The sequence below is a fragment of the Solidesulfovibrio sp. DCME genome (assembly GCF_049995385.1).
Classification (GTDB): Bacteria; Desulfobacterota; Desulfovibrionia; order Desulfovibrionales; family Desulfovibrionaceae; genus Solidesulfovibrio.
Map to the genome: position 1 here is coordinate 3,350,414 of NZ_CP188261.1, position 16,200 is coordinate 3,366,613.

Sequence of the window (16,200 nt, forward strand, 5' to 3'; positions counted from 1 at the left end):
CATGCACAAAGAACATATTGACGAATTTCGCGCCTTCCTCGAAAGCGTGGCACTGCGCCCTGCCGACATCATCGCTGACGGAAAGATTCACCGCTGCGGCACCGTCGGCAAAGAGCAAGGCGCAGACGGTTCCTATTTGCTCTATCCCGATTTCCCTCTTTACGGTCGCTGCTGGAACTTTCGAACCGGCGAAGAGGCCGTCTGGACTAAAGAAACCTCAGTTCCGCTCTCAAGTGAAGCACGCGCCAAGATCGAGACCGCGAGAAAAGTACGACAGCAGACTGAGGATGCACGCGCCGCCACCGCTCGCAACAACACGCATAGCATTTGGGGCGCGGCTAGGCCCGCACCTGGCGACCACCCCTATTTTGTCAAGAAGGGCGTCAGGCCACATGGAAACATCCGCATTGCCCAAGACGGACGGCTGATAGTTCCCGTGTTTGATGCCAACGGCACCCTTCTCTCCATCCAGTTCATCTCCGCAATGGGGGAGAAACGATTCCTCACTGGGGGGAGAGTACGGGGCGGCTTTTTCCGGATCGATGGCAACAATGGCCCTCTTTACATAGCTGAAGGCTATGCCACCGGCGCATCCATCCATTCAGCCACAGAGGAGACTGTTCTTGTAGCCTTCAACTGTGGCAATCTCCAGGCCGTGGCAAAGGTTGTGCGCCAACTCTACCCCAATCGTTCCATTATCATTTGCGCTGATGATGACCACGCCACAGCGGTCAACACTGGAAAAAATCCGGGAATCGAAAAGGCCACTGAAGCGGCCCTGTCGATCAATGGCCTTTTAGCCGTGCCTGTATTTCAGGACCCCGCTGGCAAATCGGATTTCAATGACCTCGCGGCCACCGAAGGTCTCGAAGCCGTCAGAACTTGCCTACGTGCAGCGAAATCCGTAGCGCCGCCCCGTGTTTCTCATGGGTCTGGCCTCGCGCCGGTCCCTTTTGAAAACACTATCCCGCCGGCGATCCCGCCGGAGCATGTGCCTGGCATCCTTCGGGACTTTTCCTTGGCATTGTCGGAATCCCTGCAAGTCCCCTTCGAGCTGGCCTTATGCAATGCCCTTGGAACCGTGGCCGTAGCTGCCCAACGCAAAATCCAGGTTCTGATCAAAGATGGTTACACGGAACCACTCAATATCTATGCATTATGCCCCCTTCCACCCGGCGAGCGCAAAAGTCCTACGGTCGAAGCATGCAAAAGCCCTTTAGTCGAATGGCAAAGCGCCAACTATCATGCAATGCGAGACATCATCCTGGATGCTGCAAGCGAACGAAAGACCCTTGAGAAAGCCATAGAAGCCAAGCGCGGACTGGTTGCAAAAGCGAAAAACGACGAGGCGCGTCATGTACTCATAGAGGACATCAAGAGCATGGAACGGGCACTCCCTGAAGTACCCATATCGCCCCGCCTGCTCGCGGATGATTTCACTCCAGAGGCCCTTGGCATGCTCATGGAACGCCATGAACAACGTATCGGGGTACTTGAGGCTGAGGGAGGGCTCTTTGACACGTTGTCCGGGAGATATTCCAACGGCATCCCAAATCTCGACGCCGTACTCAAGTTCTGGTCCGGGGAGTCCTGCCAGATGGTAGCGTCCACGGAGGTGGTGTAAATTCTGAAGTCGTCCAGGCCGGGGGAGAGCCTCCGGCCCGGACGGAATGGGCGAGGTGGCCATCGGGTCAATTGGCTGTAAGGTGAAGTTACGACGCCGCACCTGCAACCAAAGGAGACCACGATGGCCGAGGACAGCATGGCATTAATCGAGCTGATGCAAAAGGCCGACGGCGGCGATTTTCTCCGCTCCCTGGCGGAAGCCGTCCTGCAGCTTCTCATGGAAGCCGATGTGGACGGCCTCATCGGGGCCAGCCGCCACGAGCGAAGCCCCGAGCGAGTCAGCTACCGCAACGGCTACCGTGACCGCAGCCTTGATACCCGCATCGGCTCCTTGCAACTGCGCATCCCCAAGCTGCGCCAGGGCAGCTACTTTCCGCCCTTCCTGGAGCCACGCAAGACCAGCGAACGCGCCTTGGTGGCCGTCATCCAGGAAGCCTGGATCGGCGGCATCTCCACGCGGCGCGTGGATGATCTGGTCCAGGCCATGGGCCTTTCCGGCATCTCCAAGTCCCAGGTGTCCAAGCTGTGCAAGGACATTGATGAACGGGTCCATGCCTTTCTTTCTCGGCCGCTGACCGGCGAATGGCCCTATTTGTGGCTGGACGCAACCTACCTCAAGCAGCGCGAAGGCGGCCGGGTGGTCAGCGTCGCCGCCATAATCGCCGTGGCGGCGAACACCGAAGGCCGCAGAGAAATCGTGGGACTGCACATCGGCCCCAGCGAGGCCGAGCCGTTCTGGTCTTTTTTCCTCAAAAGCCTTCTTCGTCGGGGACTTGGCGGCGTGAGGCTTGTCGTCTCCGACGCCCATGAAGGCCTCAAGGCCGCCATGGCCAAGACGTTCGGGGCCACGTGGCAACGCTGCCGGGTCCACTGGATGCGAAACGCCTTGGCCCGGGTTCCCAAGTCCCAGCACGCCATGGTCTCGGCCGCCCTGCGCCAGGCCTTTTTACAGCCGGATGCGGCCAACGCCAGCCAGACCTGGCGGCATGTCGCCGATCAGCTTCGTGGAAAATGGCCACGGCTCGCCAGCTTCATGGACGAAACCGAGCACGACGTGCTGGCCTACATGACCTTCCCGGCGCAGCATCGGGTCAAGCTGCACAGCACCAATCCGCTGGAAAGGCTCAATAAAGAAGTGAAGCGGCGGGCGGACGTAGTCGGCATCTTCCCCAACGAACAGTCCATCATCCGGCTCATCGGGGCCATCTTACTGGAGCAAAACGACGAGTGGCAGCTGCAAAGCCGCTACATGCAGGTCGAGGCCATGGCCGAACTCAACACCCAACCAAACGAGGCGCAGCCAGCCCAAATTCCACCAAGAGCAGCCTGACCGAGGGCCACCTCAAGCACACCAGAATTTACACCACGTTGACGGACGTGACCTGCCAGATAGATCGTCGAGGCCGCGACTCCATCTTTCTTGACGATCCGCATTTAACGCTTGTCATTTCCACGCAGCCGGAAATCGTCCAGGGACTTGCCGATCGTCCGGGCTTCAGAGGACGAGGTCTGATTGGAAGATTCCTCTATGTCATACCCCAAAGCCGCCTGGGATGGCGATCCGTCGAAACCAAGCCCGTGTATCCCGGATTGATGAAATCATGGAGGGACACAATCCACAGGCTTCTGGACCTGCCATGGGCGCGTGGCACCCATGGGGAGGCAATCCCATACGATATCCAGCTGGATAAAACGGCTTATCGACAGTGGCAAGAATATGCCGCAAGCGTGGAAAAGGAGCTTGGGCCGGGCGGGCAGTTCGAAAACATGACAGACTGGGCAGGCAAACTTCCGGGCCAGATCATACGCTTGGTCGGGCTCTTTCATGTAGCGACGGTCCCCGATCCGCTGGACAAGCCCATTGCAACCGCCACAATGACAGATGCCCTGGTTGTTGCCGCGATCCTGGCCGAACATGCCAAAGCTGCTTACGGGCTCATGGGGTCCGACCCGTCCCAGGATTGCGCCAAAGCCATTTTGCGCTGGATTAAACGCGATCGGGTGGAACGGTTCAGCGCCCGCGATACACTCGAAAAAGTCAAGGGACGTTTCCCAACCATGGAAAAAGTCAATCCAGGGCTCTCAATCCTGATTGAGCGGGCTTTCATCTTCGAGACGGCCCCTGAGCCTCACAAAGGTCCGGGGCGCAAGCCCAGCACAACCTTCACAGTTAATCCCAAACTGTGGGAGTGAATTGTCGGCAATATTCTCTCAAGCAAATACAAGGCGACAGGATAACTCCTTATTCGCGATATTCGCAGAATGCGCACTATCACCAGTGAGACGGTCTTGCGGAGACTACTGACCAAGGACTTGGCCTCACCATCCAGAGATCAACAGTCTCGAATGCACCGCCCCATAACCTGCTGGCATCGAACTGCGAAGAAATGATGCCTGCTTAGGCATGTCGTACTTTTTCAAGCTTGTCAGCCGCTACTCTATTCTTGACTTTTTCTTGAAATTACCTGGTAAATATTTACCTTAACTTCACTTTCTTGAGTCCTCAATGCCTTTTCTGCACCGTCTGTTCCCTTCCTCTTGACTCAAGCCCCCCCCGAATCGGTTGACATGCTTTCGGGGGAAGCCCCCGGAAAACGTTTTGCCTATAGGGCTTGCCAGGGATGGGGGTGTCCCTCTAAATTGGTGGACGGAAATATCCCATCAAGTCGGCATGGTGCCCTCCACGGCATGCGGCGACGATGGCCTGAAAGCCCGTAGCGCCGCTTGCTCGACTCCGTTTCGACAAAAGGTATCTCATGACTTCCGAGACGCATTTTCAGATCGCCAATTTCATCTGGAGCATCTGCAATCTGCTCCGTGGCCCGTACAAGCGAAACGAGTATCGCAAGGTCATCTTGCCGCTGACGGTGCTTCGTCGTTTTGACTGTCTGCTTGCGCCAACGAAAGCAGATGTACTCAAGGAATACTCCCGCATAGAAGGGAAGCCGACAACAGTTCTCAGCGGCCTACTCCAAAGGATCACGGGACATCAGTTCTATAATCTATCAAAACTTGATTTTAAAAAACTACTTGACGACCCAAACCAATTGGCGATCAATCTCAACAGTTATATCAAAGACTTCTCACCAAATGTTCGCACCATCATGGAGAAGTTCGCTTTTGAGCAGCAAATTGCCAAAATGGCCGACAAGAACATTCTTTTCTTGGTGATAAAGGCCTTTTGCGACGAAAAAATGGACTTGTCCGCCGAGAAAGTGGACAACCTGCAAATGGGGTACGTGTTCGAGGAACTCATCCGGATCGGCGCGGAACAGGCCAACGAGGAGGCCGGGGAACATTTCACCCCGCGCGAAGTCATCAAGCTCATGGTCAACCTGCTGCTCTCGCCGGAAAACGATCTGCGCCGCAGCCATGTGGTCAAAACCATCTACGATCCGGCCTGCGGCACGGGCGGCATGCTGTCAGTGGCCGAGAAGTACATCCATACCCTCAACTCGGAAGCCGATCCGCACCTTTTCGGCCAGGACTGGAACGACGAGGCCTGGGCGGTCTGCAAATCCGACATGCTAATCAAGGGTGATGATTCCGAGAATATCCGCCTGGGCAACAGTTTCACCGAAGACGCCTTTGACCGCGACCTCCAGGACAACAGGGTCACCTTCGACTATATGTTGGCCAATCCGCCCTTTGGCGTCGAATGGAAGCAGCAGGCCAAATTCATTGAGGACGAGCACGTCAACCTTGGCTATGCCGGCCGGTTCGGAGCGGGCACGCCGCGCATCAACGACGGTTCCCTGCTTTTCTTGCAGCACATGCTTTCCAAGATGCGCGCCCCCAAGGACGGCGGCAGTCGTATCGGCATCGTTTTCAACGGCTCGCCGCTTTTCACCGGCGACGCGGGCAGCGGCGAGAGCAACATCCGGCAATGGATCATCGAGAACGACTGGCTTGAAGCCATTGTGGCCCTGCCGGACCAGCTTTTCTACAACACCGGCATCGCCACCTATATCTGGATTCTCACCAACCGGAAGGAGCCGGCCCGCAAGGGAAAGGTTCAGCTCATCGACGCGCGGCAATTCTTCGTGAAAATGAAAAAGAGCCTGGGCAACAAGCGCAACAAGATCGGCGACGCCGACGAGGGTGAGGCGGACCAGATCGGCGACATCACCCGCATCCATGGGGCGTTCCGGGATGGCGAAACCCGCGAACGGGGAACGAACGGCGGAACCAAAACCTTTGTGGTCAGCAAAGTTTTCGACAATGAGGATTTCGGGTTTCACAAGATCACGGTGGAGCGCCCCTTGCGCCTGAACTTCCAGGCCAGCCCCGAGCGCATTGCCCGTATCGAGGAAGAGACCTCCTTCCGCAATCTGGCGTCCAGCAACAAGAAATCGGAGAAGGTGCGGCTCCAGGAAATCGAGGAGGGTAGGAAGCGACAAGAGATCATCCGTGCCATGCTGCGCCGGCTTGGCGAGGAGACGAAGGCCGAGGTCTTCCTGTCCCGCGAGACGTTCTTGGCCAAGCTCAAGGCCCTGGACCGCAAGCTTGGCGTCCGCCTGTCCACGGCCGAGCGCAAGGCCGTGCTTTCCGCGTTGTCCGAACGGGACGAGACCGCCGCAGTCTGTCGCGACGGGCAGGGCAATCCCGAGCCCGACGTGGATTTGCGGGACACGGAATGCGTGCCGCTTAAGCAGGACGTCGAGGCGTATTTACGCCGGGAGGTGCTGCCGCATGTCCCGGATGCCTGGATCGACCACGCCAAGACCAAGGTGGGCTACGAGATTCCGCTCAACCGGCATTTCTACCGCTACGAGCCGCCGCGCCCCTTGGAGGAGATCGAGGCGGACATCAAGGCGCTTGAGGGCGAGATCATGGCCATGCTGCGCGAGGTGACGGCATGACGGAGGCGCAGCCGGGCGGAGAAATCCTCCTGTATCAGACCGAGGACGGGCGCTCCCGTATTCAGGTCCGTTTCGAGTCCGGGACGGTCTGGCTTTCGCAGCGGCATATGGCCGAGCTGTTCCAGACGACCGTCGCCAACGTGAACACCCACTTGCGCAACATCTTCGGGGACGGGGAACTTGCGGCCGAGGCAGTTATTAAGGAATCCTTAATAACTGCAACCGACGGAAAACGTTACAAAACCAAGTTTTACAACCTCGACGCCATTCTTTCGGTGGGCTACCGGGTCCGGTCCCACCGAGGCACCCAGTTCCGCCAGTGGGCCACGCAGCGGTTGCGGGAATACCTGGTCAAGGGGTTCGCCCTGGATGACGAGCGGCTCAAGGAGGCCGGCGGCGGGGACTTCTTTGACGAACTGCTTGCCCGCATCCGGGACATCCGGGCCAGCGAGCGGGTTTTCTGGCGCAAGGTGCTCGACATCTACACCACCAGCATGGATTCCCACCTCGGCAAAGATATCGACGGCACACAATGGGATAAGAGCAACTTTGAAAATGCCGATCTCCATATTGTCGAGGGCATAGCACAGCACTACACAAAGGTTATTTGCCATACCATGGATACGCGCCTCCCTGGAACCCAAAAAGCCTTTGAAACACTTCTCTGCTACCAGTCAACGCCATACACTATCTTTAAGGAGTGGAACCTTCCTCCAGAATCCGGCGGTGAAGTCGTCCGCCTTGCCATGATCGCCTGCCGTTCCCAAGGCATAACGGAATACCCTTCTTTCCAAGAAACCATGAAACACTACGAGAACATAAAGCAAAACCCGTCCAGACAGGCCAAACCCGCATGAGCGATATCAAACTCTTCCGCCTTTCCGCCGATAGCGTGGCCGAACTCCACGGCCAGTCCCTGGCCCTGGAAAAATCGCTGCAAACGCTCATGGAACAACACCTGGACGCGCTGCTTGGCGTGCGCTTCCTGGCCTCGGAATATTCCACCGGCGTCAAGCATAAGGGCCGCATCGATACCCTCGGCATCGACGAGAACGGCTGCCCGGTCATCATCGAATACAAGCGGGCGACCAACGAAAACGTCATCAACCAGGGGCTTTTCTACCTGGACTGGCTCATGGACCATCAGGCTGAATTCAAGCTGCTGGTCCTGGAACGCTACGGCCGCGACGCCGCCAACACCATCGAATGGGGCTCTCCGCGCCTGCTCTGCATAGCCGGCGACTTCACACGCTACGACGAACACGCCGTGGCGCAGATCAACCGCAACATAGAACTCATCCGCTACCGCCATTACCCCGAAGGCTTCCTCATACTGGAGATGGTCAACGCCGTGACGGCAGTCAACGGCAGCGCCTCCCCCGCCCCCTCCGCCGGGGGGGGGCACGCGGAAACGGACAGGCCGGCGGTAAAAACCGTCTCCGACTACCTGAGCCAAGCCCAGCCCGAGGTCAAAGACCTCTACCACGCCCTGGAAGACTACCTGCTCGCCCTCGGCGATGACGTGACCAAAAAGGTCCTCAAGCACTACATCGCCTTCAAACGCATCAAGAACTTCGCCTGCGTCGAGGTCGGCGTCCAGGCCAAACGCCTCGTCGTGGCCGTGAAATGCCCGCCCACCCCGGAAAACATCATCGAAGGCCTCACCCGCGACGTGCGCAATATCGGCCACCTCGGCACCGGGGACATGGAAATCACCATCAACACCATGGATGATTTCGAACGCGCCAAGCCGTTTCTGGAAAAAAGCTACCAAGCCAGCTGACAGCAGGGAGGGACCCCATGCCCGGGCAGACCACAGAGAAGGCTTTCGAATCCTACGTGGAAACCATGCTGCTCGAAAAAGCGGCCTGGACGCGGGGCGACCTCGCCTCCTGGGATGTGGAGAAAGCCCTGTTCCCGGCGGACGTGCTGGCTTTTTTGGCCGACTCCCAGCCAGAGTTGTGGAACAAGATGCGCGCCCTGCATGGCGCTGGCCTGGGAGCGCTCCTCATCGCCTCGCTGCTCAAGGAACTCGACCTCAAAGGAGCACTCCACGTTCTGCGCCACGGGTTCAAATGCCACGGCAAGACGCTTCGGCTGGCCTATTTCAAACCCGCCCATGGCCTCAACGCCGCAGTACAGAACCTTTACGTAAAGAACCGGCTCACCGTGACCCGGCAAGTTCCCTGTCACCCTGGCCGCGCCGACACCATCGACCTGCTCTTTGCCGTAAACGGCTTGCCCGTGGCCACCTGCGAACTAAAAAACCCGGGCACCGGCCAGACCTGGCGGCACGCCGTGGGCCAATACATGCGCGACCGCGACCCAACGGCCCCGCTTTTCGCATTCAAGAAACGGGCACTCGTGCACTTCGCCGCCGACCCCGACGAGGTGCATATGACCACCCGTCTGCAAAAAGACGACACCTATTTCCTGCCCTTCAACCGAGGCAGCCGGCCCGGAGCCGTCGCATGCGGCGCGGGTAACCCACCCCACCCTTCCGGGTATCGCACGGGCTACCTCTGGGAAGAAGTGCTCGCGCGGGACAGCCTGCTCACGATCATCGGCGACTACATGTTTCTGGAACGCAAGGAGGAAAAATCCGACGACGGCACCGGTGGGAAAAAACGTCTCGTAAAGGAAAAACTCATTTTCCCACGCTACCATCAGCTCGACGCCGTGGGGAAACTCGTCGCCGCCGCCCGCACGGAAGGCACAGGGCACAATTATCTTATCCAACATTCCGCCGGCAGCGGCAAAACCAACAGCATCTCCTGGTTGTCCCACCGACTGTCCAGCCTGCACAACACCGTTGACGAAAAGCTGTACGATTGCGTCATCGTCATCACGGATCGTCGCGTGCTCGACAAGCAGCTTCAAGACGCTATCTATCAGATTGACCACGCCCAGGGTGTGGTCAAAGCCATTGACCAGGATTCAAAACAGCTTACGGAAGCCCTCATCGACGGCACCAAGATCGTGGTGACAACGCTCCAGAAATTTCCGTTTGTGCTGCGGGGTCTGCTCACCGCCGCCGGAGCCGAAAGTCAGGACAACGCGTCCGATGAGGAAAAACGGCAGGCGAAGGAATGGGAGCGAGCCATTGCGCAACGACACTATGCGATCATCGTGGACGAAGCCCACTCCAGCCAGACGGGAGAAACCGCGCGCGAGCTCAAGGCCATACTGGGAAACAGGGCGAAGGAGACGGAAGAAGGCGAAACCACCTGGGAAGACCGTCTCAACCAAGTCATGGAGTCGCGGGGCCGACAGCCCAATTTGAGCTTTTTCGCCTTCACCGCAACACCCAAGGGCAAGACCATAGAACTTTTTGGCCGTCCCGGACCAAGCGGCAAAAAGGAATCCTTCCACATCTACAGCATGCGCCAAGCCATCGAGGAAGGCTTTATCCTCGACGTGCTGACCAACTACACGACATACGCCACGTATTTCAAGCTCATCAAGGCCGCCGAGGACGATCCAAGGTTGCCGAAGAAAAAGGCCGTGCGTGCTCTGGCCAAGTTCATGAGCCTACATCCGCACAATATCGAACAGAAAACAGAAGTGATCGTGGAACACTTCCGACGCAGCGTACGCCCTCGCCTCAACGGCCGGGGCAAGGCAATGGTGGTCACGTCTTCCCGCTTGCACGCCGTGCATTACATGTTGGCCTTTGAGCGCTACATCGCCGAGAATCGCTATACCGACATCATGCCCCTGGTCGCTTTCAGCGGCACGGTGAAAGATCAAGAAACAGGCCTGGAATATACCGAACCCAGCATGAATACAGATGTGATGACCGGCAAGCCCATAAGCGAGGCCCAGCTTCCGGCCCGGTTCGCTTCAATGGATTACAATATCTTGCTCGTGGCCGAAAAATACCAGACAGGCTTCGACCAACCACTCTTATGCGCCATGTACGTGGACAAGCGCCTGGATAATGTGCAGGCGGTACAGACGCTTTCCCGGCTCAACCGCAAGATTCCTGGCAAGGAAAGCCCATTTGTACTCGATTTTCGAAACGAGGCGGAAAATATCTACCGCGCTTTCAAACCGTACTACGACAAAACGAGTCTTCAGGAAGCGTCAGATCCTTCCAGCCTCGAAACGCTCAAACACGAACTCGATAAATCCCAAGTGTATTATTGGAGCGAGGTGGAGGCCTTCGCTAGGATTTTTTACAAGCCCGTTTCCAACCAAAATCCCCGCGACCACGCGGCTATGGAAAAATGGTTGCAACCAGCGGTAGACCGTTTCAAAGCCATCCCTGACGAGGATGCACAACAGGAGTTGCGCGACACACTCAGCGGCTATGTCAAGATGTACTCGTTTTTGAGTCAAATTATTCCTTATACAGACCCGGATTTGGAGATGCTCTACAGCTTCGGTCGGTTCCTTCTGCCGCACCTGCCGCTTGACCACGACGGCGGGGCTGTGACGGTCCGCGACGAAGTGGGGTTGCGGTACTACCGCCTGGAGCGCGTCTTCTCAGGAGCCATCAGCCTCAAGGAAGGCGACGATCCTGGCGTGAAGAGCCCAACGGAAGTCGGCACGGGCAAGGTCAAAGAAGAGAGCGCCCCGCTCTCCGAAATCATCAAAACGCTCAACGAACGATTTGGCACCAAGTTCACGGAAAAAGATCGCTACTTCTTCATGCAACTCAGGGAGAAAGCCCGTCACAGTGATCGCATTATTAAAACTGTAAAGGCGAATAAGGACTTAGACAAATTCATGCTAGGAATTGAAAAACTCATCTCAGAGTACATGATTGAATGCATTGCTGACGACGATGCAATAGCAACACGATACATGGAAGATGCACAATTTCGCGGCGTTATTTTGCCTTTTTTGGCAAAAGACATTCATGAAGTCGTTACAAACGACTTAACGTTGACTGGACATCCATAATTCTTTTTTAGTACCATCCTTCAGGAACAACGCGACTTGACAGCATCTGTATATACTTCTCAACATACGGAAGGACCTTCGGATCAATTGGTATTTTTTCGCGGACAATTCGGCATTCAAATTCCCAACACAAAGAATCATCGAATGAGACCGCTGCGTAATTCTTGCTAGTGTCACGTCCTCAAAATTGATAGATATTTAAGCCACCAGTGGTTTACCGGTTTAAGTCCACTTGAAGGGCTTTGCCCAGAGCTCGTTATAGTTCTTGATGTACTCCATGATCTGGCCGACGAGTTGCTGCTTTGAGCGCCAGACACCGTCCCGGAGGACGTCGCGGGCGAAGATGTTGAACCAGATTTCCACTTGGTTTCCCTGGTCGCATGGGCAGCAGCGGCTGGGTCCGATCGAGAGCCTGGATTTGCGACTTCTCATCCACGGAGAGAACCATGGCGTTTTCCGGCGGGTTTAGGGCTTGTTCACAATAGTCGAATTATTGCAGCCAGATAAAGGCAAAGACGAGATGCAGCATAGCCATAAATCGTCGCGCAAGTTTCTCGTAGCGCGTGGCCAATCGCCGGAACTGTTTGATACGATTGAAAAATCGCTCAACAAGGTTGCGGTCTTTGTAAACATGCTGATCGTATTCTCGCCCAATAATGCGGTTTTTCCGGCTAGGGATGACCGCCTCTGCGTTTCGAGACGTAATGCTGACGACAAACGCGTTGGAGTCGTATCCCTTGTCAGCCACAATCGCAAAGGCATCAAATCCATCAATCAAGGATTGGGCTTGCGTTATGTCCGCAGCTTCACCACCAGTCAAAAGCAAACGAACGGGATTTCCCAATCCATCCACTGCTGCATGAATCTTTGTCGTCAGTCCGCCACGCGAACGTCCGATATCTTGCGGCCCTTCTTTTTTTGGGCACCTGCCGCATGCTGGTGGGCACGGACAATGGTGCTGTCAATGAAGAGCATTTCTAAGTCTGGATCACCAGATACAGCTTCGGCTAATCGAGCCCAGGTACCTTTATCGCACCATCGGGCAAATCGTACATACGCGCTGTGCCAGTTCCCGAACTCCTTTGGCAGATCACGCCAGGGAGAACCCGTCCGAGCGATCCAAAGCACAGCCTCCAAAAATAACCTATTATCTTTAGCAGTTACACCACGATCTTGTTTCTTCCCCTCACAAAGTGGCTCCAACCGAGCCCATTGATCATCGCGTAAGAGTAACCGTTCCATGTCTCTGTCTCCCCTGAGAGACAGAATTGAGCGATCTCAGGCGATTAGTAAACTCTTAATTGTGAACAAGCCCTAGGTACAGGCCGATAATCGCCGCCTGCTTTTGCGCGAACTCCGGGTCGGGGCTCTTGCCGCACCAATACTTGGTTTTGTGGGGCTTAATGGCGCCCTCGGCCAGGATTTTCTGAACGGCGGACTTGCTGTGGCCGGTGGCCTCCGCCAGTTTGCGCACACTCCAGCGGCTGCTGCCGTCGACGGGCGTGGTGCAAGCCAGAGCCACGACCCCCACCCGCTCTTCCGGAGTGATCGACTGTGGTCAGCCGCGTCCAACCTGATCCTTCAAGCCTTCAAGGCCACGCGCCAGGAAGCGCTTGCGCCATTTCAGACAGCTTTGCCAGTTCAGGCCAGACTTCCCCTCGATCTCTTTAAGTCCCAGCCCGTCGGCCGCCAGGAGGATGACCCTGGCCCGGAGGGCCAGACGCTGCTCGGTCTTGCCGGACCCGGCCCACATGCGCAGCGTCGCCGCCTGCTCCTCCGTCAACTCGACTTTTACCCGAGCGCCCATACTGGCCTCCTTAACTGGAGATCAGTATATAGACTCATTTCAAGGACGCAACACTAGGCCGTGTAGACATTTGATCTGTCCCATGCTATTCCTCTCTACAGGAGGGATACAATGGAGCTACGACACACCATTACTGATGAGCAATGGGACAAGATAAAGGACGCTCTTCCCGGAAAAGCCGGTGATAGAGGAAGAACGGCGGAAGACAATCGGCTTTTCCTTAACGCGGTGATGTGGATGGCCAAGACCGGAGCACCATGGCGCGACTTGCCTACTTGTTATGGCAAGTGGTCAACAGTACACAAACGATTTATTCGATGGTCAAAAAATGGCGTCTGGCAAATGATCTTCAACACCTTAGCAGCTGATGCGGATACGGAATGGCTTATGATTGACAGCACCATTGTTCGGGCACATCAACATGCCGCTGGCGCAAAGGGGGCAGCAGTTTCAGGAATTCGGTAGATCAAAAGGTGGGTTCTCCACGAAAGTCCATGCTACAACTGATTCATTAGGTTGTCCAACAAAATTTATCCTTACAGGTGGCAATGAATCGGATTATAATCAAGCTTTGCCTTTAATAGAAGATCAACAAGCTGATTTTGTGATTGCAGACAAGGGATATGACTCGCAGGCTATCGTTGATGCCATCAGATCGAAAGGGGCCGAGCCTGTTATCCCGCCCCGTTCTCTTCGGAAGATGCCTCGCGATTATGACCGCCATATCTACAAGGAAAGAAATGCGATCGAACGCATGTTCAATAAGATCAAACAGTTTAGGAGAATTGCCACACGATATGACAAGCTGGCCATCGCATACTTGTCGTTTCTCCATGTGGCGGCGATAGCTGTCTGGCTACGGTAAATGTCTACACAACCTCGTGTCACGTCCTCAAAATTCATCGATAAAATTTTACGGGCATGAGCCCATGTTATCTCGGCAAACTCGTACCGGCTATACCGTGCACGAAAGAAGCCGTAGCCGCGCTTGAGCGTACCGAAAACGCGTTCCACCTTTGCACGAACGCTGCTGATCAAGCGATTGGTGGCTCTTTGAGCGAGCGTCAGCTCCCGATTCCGCGCGGCCTTGTGCATGATGCCATCCGAAAGCCCGCGAATCTGGAGCACGTACCGGTTCAACTGGCTGCTATACCCCTTGTCCGCATAAAGGCTTTCGCCCGTTCTCGCATCGACTTCATCCAGAACCCTGACGAATTCTCCCGTATCGGATCGGTTGGCTGGCGTGGCATGTCCGCCGAGCACAAAACCATCCTGACTGTCCGTGGCGGCGTGGATCTTGTAGCCGTAATACGCCCGATTGCCTTTGCGCAGCCAGGCCGCGTCGGCATCGTCAGAGTAATCGCCCCCGGGTGGGTGACACAGAGTTTTTGACACCACGATGTTCTAAAAGAGCCAGATCTCCTCTCTGCGCTGCCGAGCCAGGATGCGATTCCGAAGGCGAGTCGGATTGATCGGTTGACTTTGTTCCCGGTACCCGTGAGATTGACGTCGCGGCTGGTAGTCTAGCTGCCAGTCGTTTGCAGGGTGCCGCGGGTGAAGGTGAGCGCCTCTGTTAGGAGTTGTCGCCGATCAACGTCAAGGCGCCGGCTCCGTACATGTTCAGAGAGATGATAGTCTTCGGCCACATCCTGGATCTCGGGATTTGACAAACTTGGGAAACAGTCGCGATTATATTGGAAATTGTGGCGACTTCCTCACTTCAGATACAGAATGTGATGCAGTCCGTGAAGCACTGGAGCCTTGCGCAGGAAGCAATGCAGGAGGAATGTAATGAAACCTATTGGGGTATGGATCTTAGGAGCGTATGGAAGCATCGCAACGGTGATGATTGCCAGCATAGCGGCAATAAAACATGGATATTGTGGAAGATTCGGTCTCGTCACTGAGCGTCCCGAATTTGCAGATGTGGATTTAGCCTCCCTAGGTAGCCTTGTCTTCGGGGGACATGAGACGCGTGACTGTCGGTTGCAAGACAATGCTAAGAAAATCTTGGCCGCCTGCGGCCTGCAAGACCTCTACGGCAGCATCAAGCAGGAGCTAGAGGAAGTTGGGCAGCGAATCCGGCCAGGCATCGTAAGCGATGAATATGCCCCGGACAAGGGACTCGCCACTGGTGTCACGCGCATCACATCGGACATTTCCGCCATCCGCAACATCAAAAACGACCTCGATATGTTCAAGGAGGCCGTCGGCGTCAGCCGCATCATCGTGGTTAACCTCGCGAGCACCGAATCCGTCGAGGAACCGAAGACCACCTGGGATAACCTTTCCGAGTTGGAGGCTGCGCTCGCAGCGGGGCAACGGGTGTTGCCGGCCAGTAGTCTTTACGCTTATGCGGCATTGTCAGCCGGGGATGCGTATGTCAATTTTACGCCCAGCCTCGGCTCACGCATCGGGGCCCTGGTGGAACTGGCCGAGACCAAGGGTGCTGTCCATGCCGGCGCGGATGGCAAGACGGGCGAAACGCTCGTGAAGTCCGTTCTAGCCGAGCTGTTCGTCCGAAGAAATCTGCATATCCTGTCATGGTTCGGACAAAACATTCTCGGAAACAACGACGGGCTGGTCCTCGCAGAGCCGCAATGCAAGGCTGCGAAGATCAAGTCCAAGGACAGCGTACTGAAAAACATCACAGGATATCCCCTCGAGACCACTGTCGGCATCGATTATGTCGAGAGCCTCGGGGAATGGAAGGTCGCATGGGACTACATACACTTCGAGGGTTTCCTCGGATCTAAGATGAACCTCCAGTTCACCTGGAGCGGATGCGATTCTTTGTTGGCGGCACCCCTGGTGATTGACCTCGTACGCCTGTGCGATCTCGCCCAGCGGCGTAATGAACGGGGCATCCTTGGCGCGCTCGCCCCCTTCTTCAAGGACCCGTTGGGGTCGAAAGAGCAGCGTTTGGTTGCGCAGGACACCGGGCTCCTCGACTGGGTTGGGGCGCATGCACCGTCAGAGCGCGCATGAATCACATTT

13 protein-coding genes and 1 pseudogene are annotated in these 16,200 nt (G+C 56.2%); 9 read left to right on the plus strand and 5 right to left on the minus strand.

Annotated features, from left to right (window positions below; genetic code table 11):
- Position 1 precedes the first annotated feature (1 nt).
- The 7 genes from ACP59X_RS14850 (at position 2) to ACP59X_RS14880 (ending at position 11,396) form a co-directional block, all read left to right on the plus strand.
- Complete coding sequence (locus ACP59X_RS14850) at positions 2-1,624, plus strand: DUF3987 domain-containing protein (protein ID WP_428559726.1); 1,623 nt, start codon at positions 2-4, stop codon at positions 1,622-1,624.
- Positions 1,625-1,747: 123 nt separating this feature from the next.
- The gene (locus ACP59X_RS14855; protein ID WP_428558936.1) at positions 1,748-2,956 is read left to right on the plus strand and encodes an IS256 family transposase; all 1,209 of its coding nucleotides are present in this window, start codon (positions 1,748-1,750) and stop codon (positions 2,954-2,956) included.
- Positions 2,957-3,003: 47 nt separating this feature from the next.
- A complete protein-coding gene (locus ACP59X_RS14860; RefSeq protein WP_428569915.1) occupies positions 3,004-3,819 on the plus strand; it encodes a DUF3987 domain-containing protein in 816 nt (271 codons plus the stop codon).
- A 563-nt stretch (positions 3,820-4,382) separates the two neighbouring features.
- The gene (locus tag ACP59X_RS14865) at positions 4,383-6,488 is read left to right on the plus strand and encodes a type I restriction-modification system subunit M (RefSeq protein WP_428559728.1); all 2,106 of its coding nucleotides are present in this window, start codon (positions 4,383-4,385) and stop codon (positions 6,486-6,488) included.
- Positions 6,485-7,345, plus strand: coding sequence for a virulence RhuM family protein (locus ACP59X_RS14870; protein WP_428559730.1), 861 nt, complete (start codon positions 6,485-6,487; stop codon positions 7,343-7,345). The genes ACP59X_RS14865 and ACP59X_RS14870 overlap by 4 nt, the downstream gene beginning before the upstream one ends.
- The gene (locus ACP59X_RS14875; RefSeq protein WP_428559732.1) at positions 7,342-8,271 is read left to right on the plus strand and encodes a DUF5655 domain-containing protein; all 930 of its coding nucleotides are present in this window, start codon (positions 7,342-7,344) and stop codon (positions 8,269-8,271) included. The genes ACP59X_RS14870 and ACP59X_RS14875 overlap by 4 nt, the downstream gene beginning before the upstream one ends.
- Before the next feature lie 17 nt (positions 8,272-8,288).
- Entirely contained in the window at positions 8,289-11,396 is a 3,108-nt protein-coding gene (locus ACP59X_RS14880) for a type I restriction endonuclease subunit R (protein ID WP_428559734.1), read from the plus strand.
- A gap of 222 nt (positions 11,397-11,618) precedes the next feature.
- Here ACP59X_RS14880 and ACP59X_RS14885 read toward each other — a convergent pair whose 3' ends face one another.
- The 4 genes from ACP59X_RS14885 to ACP59X_RS14900 form a co-directional block, all read right to left on the minus strand.
- Entirely contained in the window at positions 11,619-11,759 is a 141-nt protein-coding gene (locus ACP59X_RS14885) for a hypothetical protein (RefSeq protein WP_428559736.1), read from the minus strand.
- A 127-nt stretch (positions 11,760-11,886) separates the two neighbouring features.
- Positions 11,887-12,638, minus strand: a protein-coding gene (locus tag ACP59X_RS14890) for an IS5 family transposase (protein ID WP_428559738.1) whose coding sequence is annotated in 2 segments (ribosomal slippage) — positions 11,887-12,315 and positions 12,318-12,638 — 750 coding nt in all. Because the reading frame shifts where the segments join, the coding sequence is not laid out codon by codon here.
- 55 nt (positions 12,639-12,693) lie between these two features.
- The gene (locus tag ACP59X_RS14895) at positions 12,694-12,918 is read right to left on the minus strand and encodes a COG3415 family protein (protein ID WP_428559740.1); all 225 of its coding nucleotides are present in this window, start codon (positions 12,916-12,918) and stop codon (positions 12,694-12,696) included.
- A gap of 36 nt (positions 12,919-12,954) precedes the next feature.
- On the minus strand, positions 12,955-13,203 hold the full coding sequence (locus ACP59X_RS14900; RefSeq protein WP_428559742.1) for a helix-turn-helix domain-containing protein: 249 nt from the start codon (positions 13,201-13,203) through the stop codon (positions 12,955-12,957).
- A gap of 111 nt (positions 13,204-13,314) precedes the next feature.
- On the opposite strand from ACP59X_RS14900, the gene ACP59X_RS14905 reads away from it, so the two are divergent.
- Positions 13,315-14,068, plus strand: a protein-coding gene (locus tag ACP59X_RS14905) for an IS5 family transposase (protein WP_428559744.1) whose coding sequence is annotated in 2 segments (ribosomal slippage) — positions 13,315-13,643 and positions 13,642-14,068 — 756 coding nt in all. Because the reading frame shifts where the segments join, the coding sequence is not laid out codon by codon here.
- A gap of 71 nt (positions 14,069-14,139) precedes the next feature.
- On the opposite strand, the pseudogene ACP59X_RS14910 reads toward ACP59X_RS14905, so the two are convergent.
- Positions 14,140-14,601: pseudogene (locus ACP59X_RS14910) on the minus strand (transposase); the annotation flags it as partial.
- 393 nt (positions 14,602-14,994) lie between these two features.
- Between ACP59X_RS14910 and ACP59X_RS14915 the strand changes: the two are divergent.
- Positions 14,995-16,191 (plus strand): inositol-3-phosphate synthase, encoded by a 1,197-nt coding sequence (locus tag ACP59X_RS14915; protein ID WP_428559747.1) that lies wholly within the window; start codon positions 14,995-14,997, stop codon positions 16,189-16,191.
- The last annotated feature ends 9 nt before the right edge of the window (positions 16,192-16,200 follow it).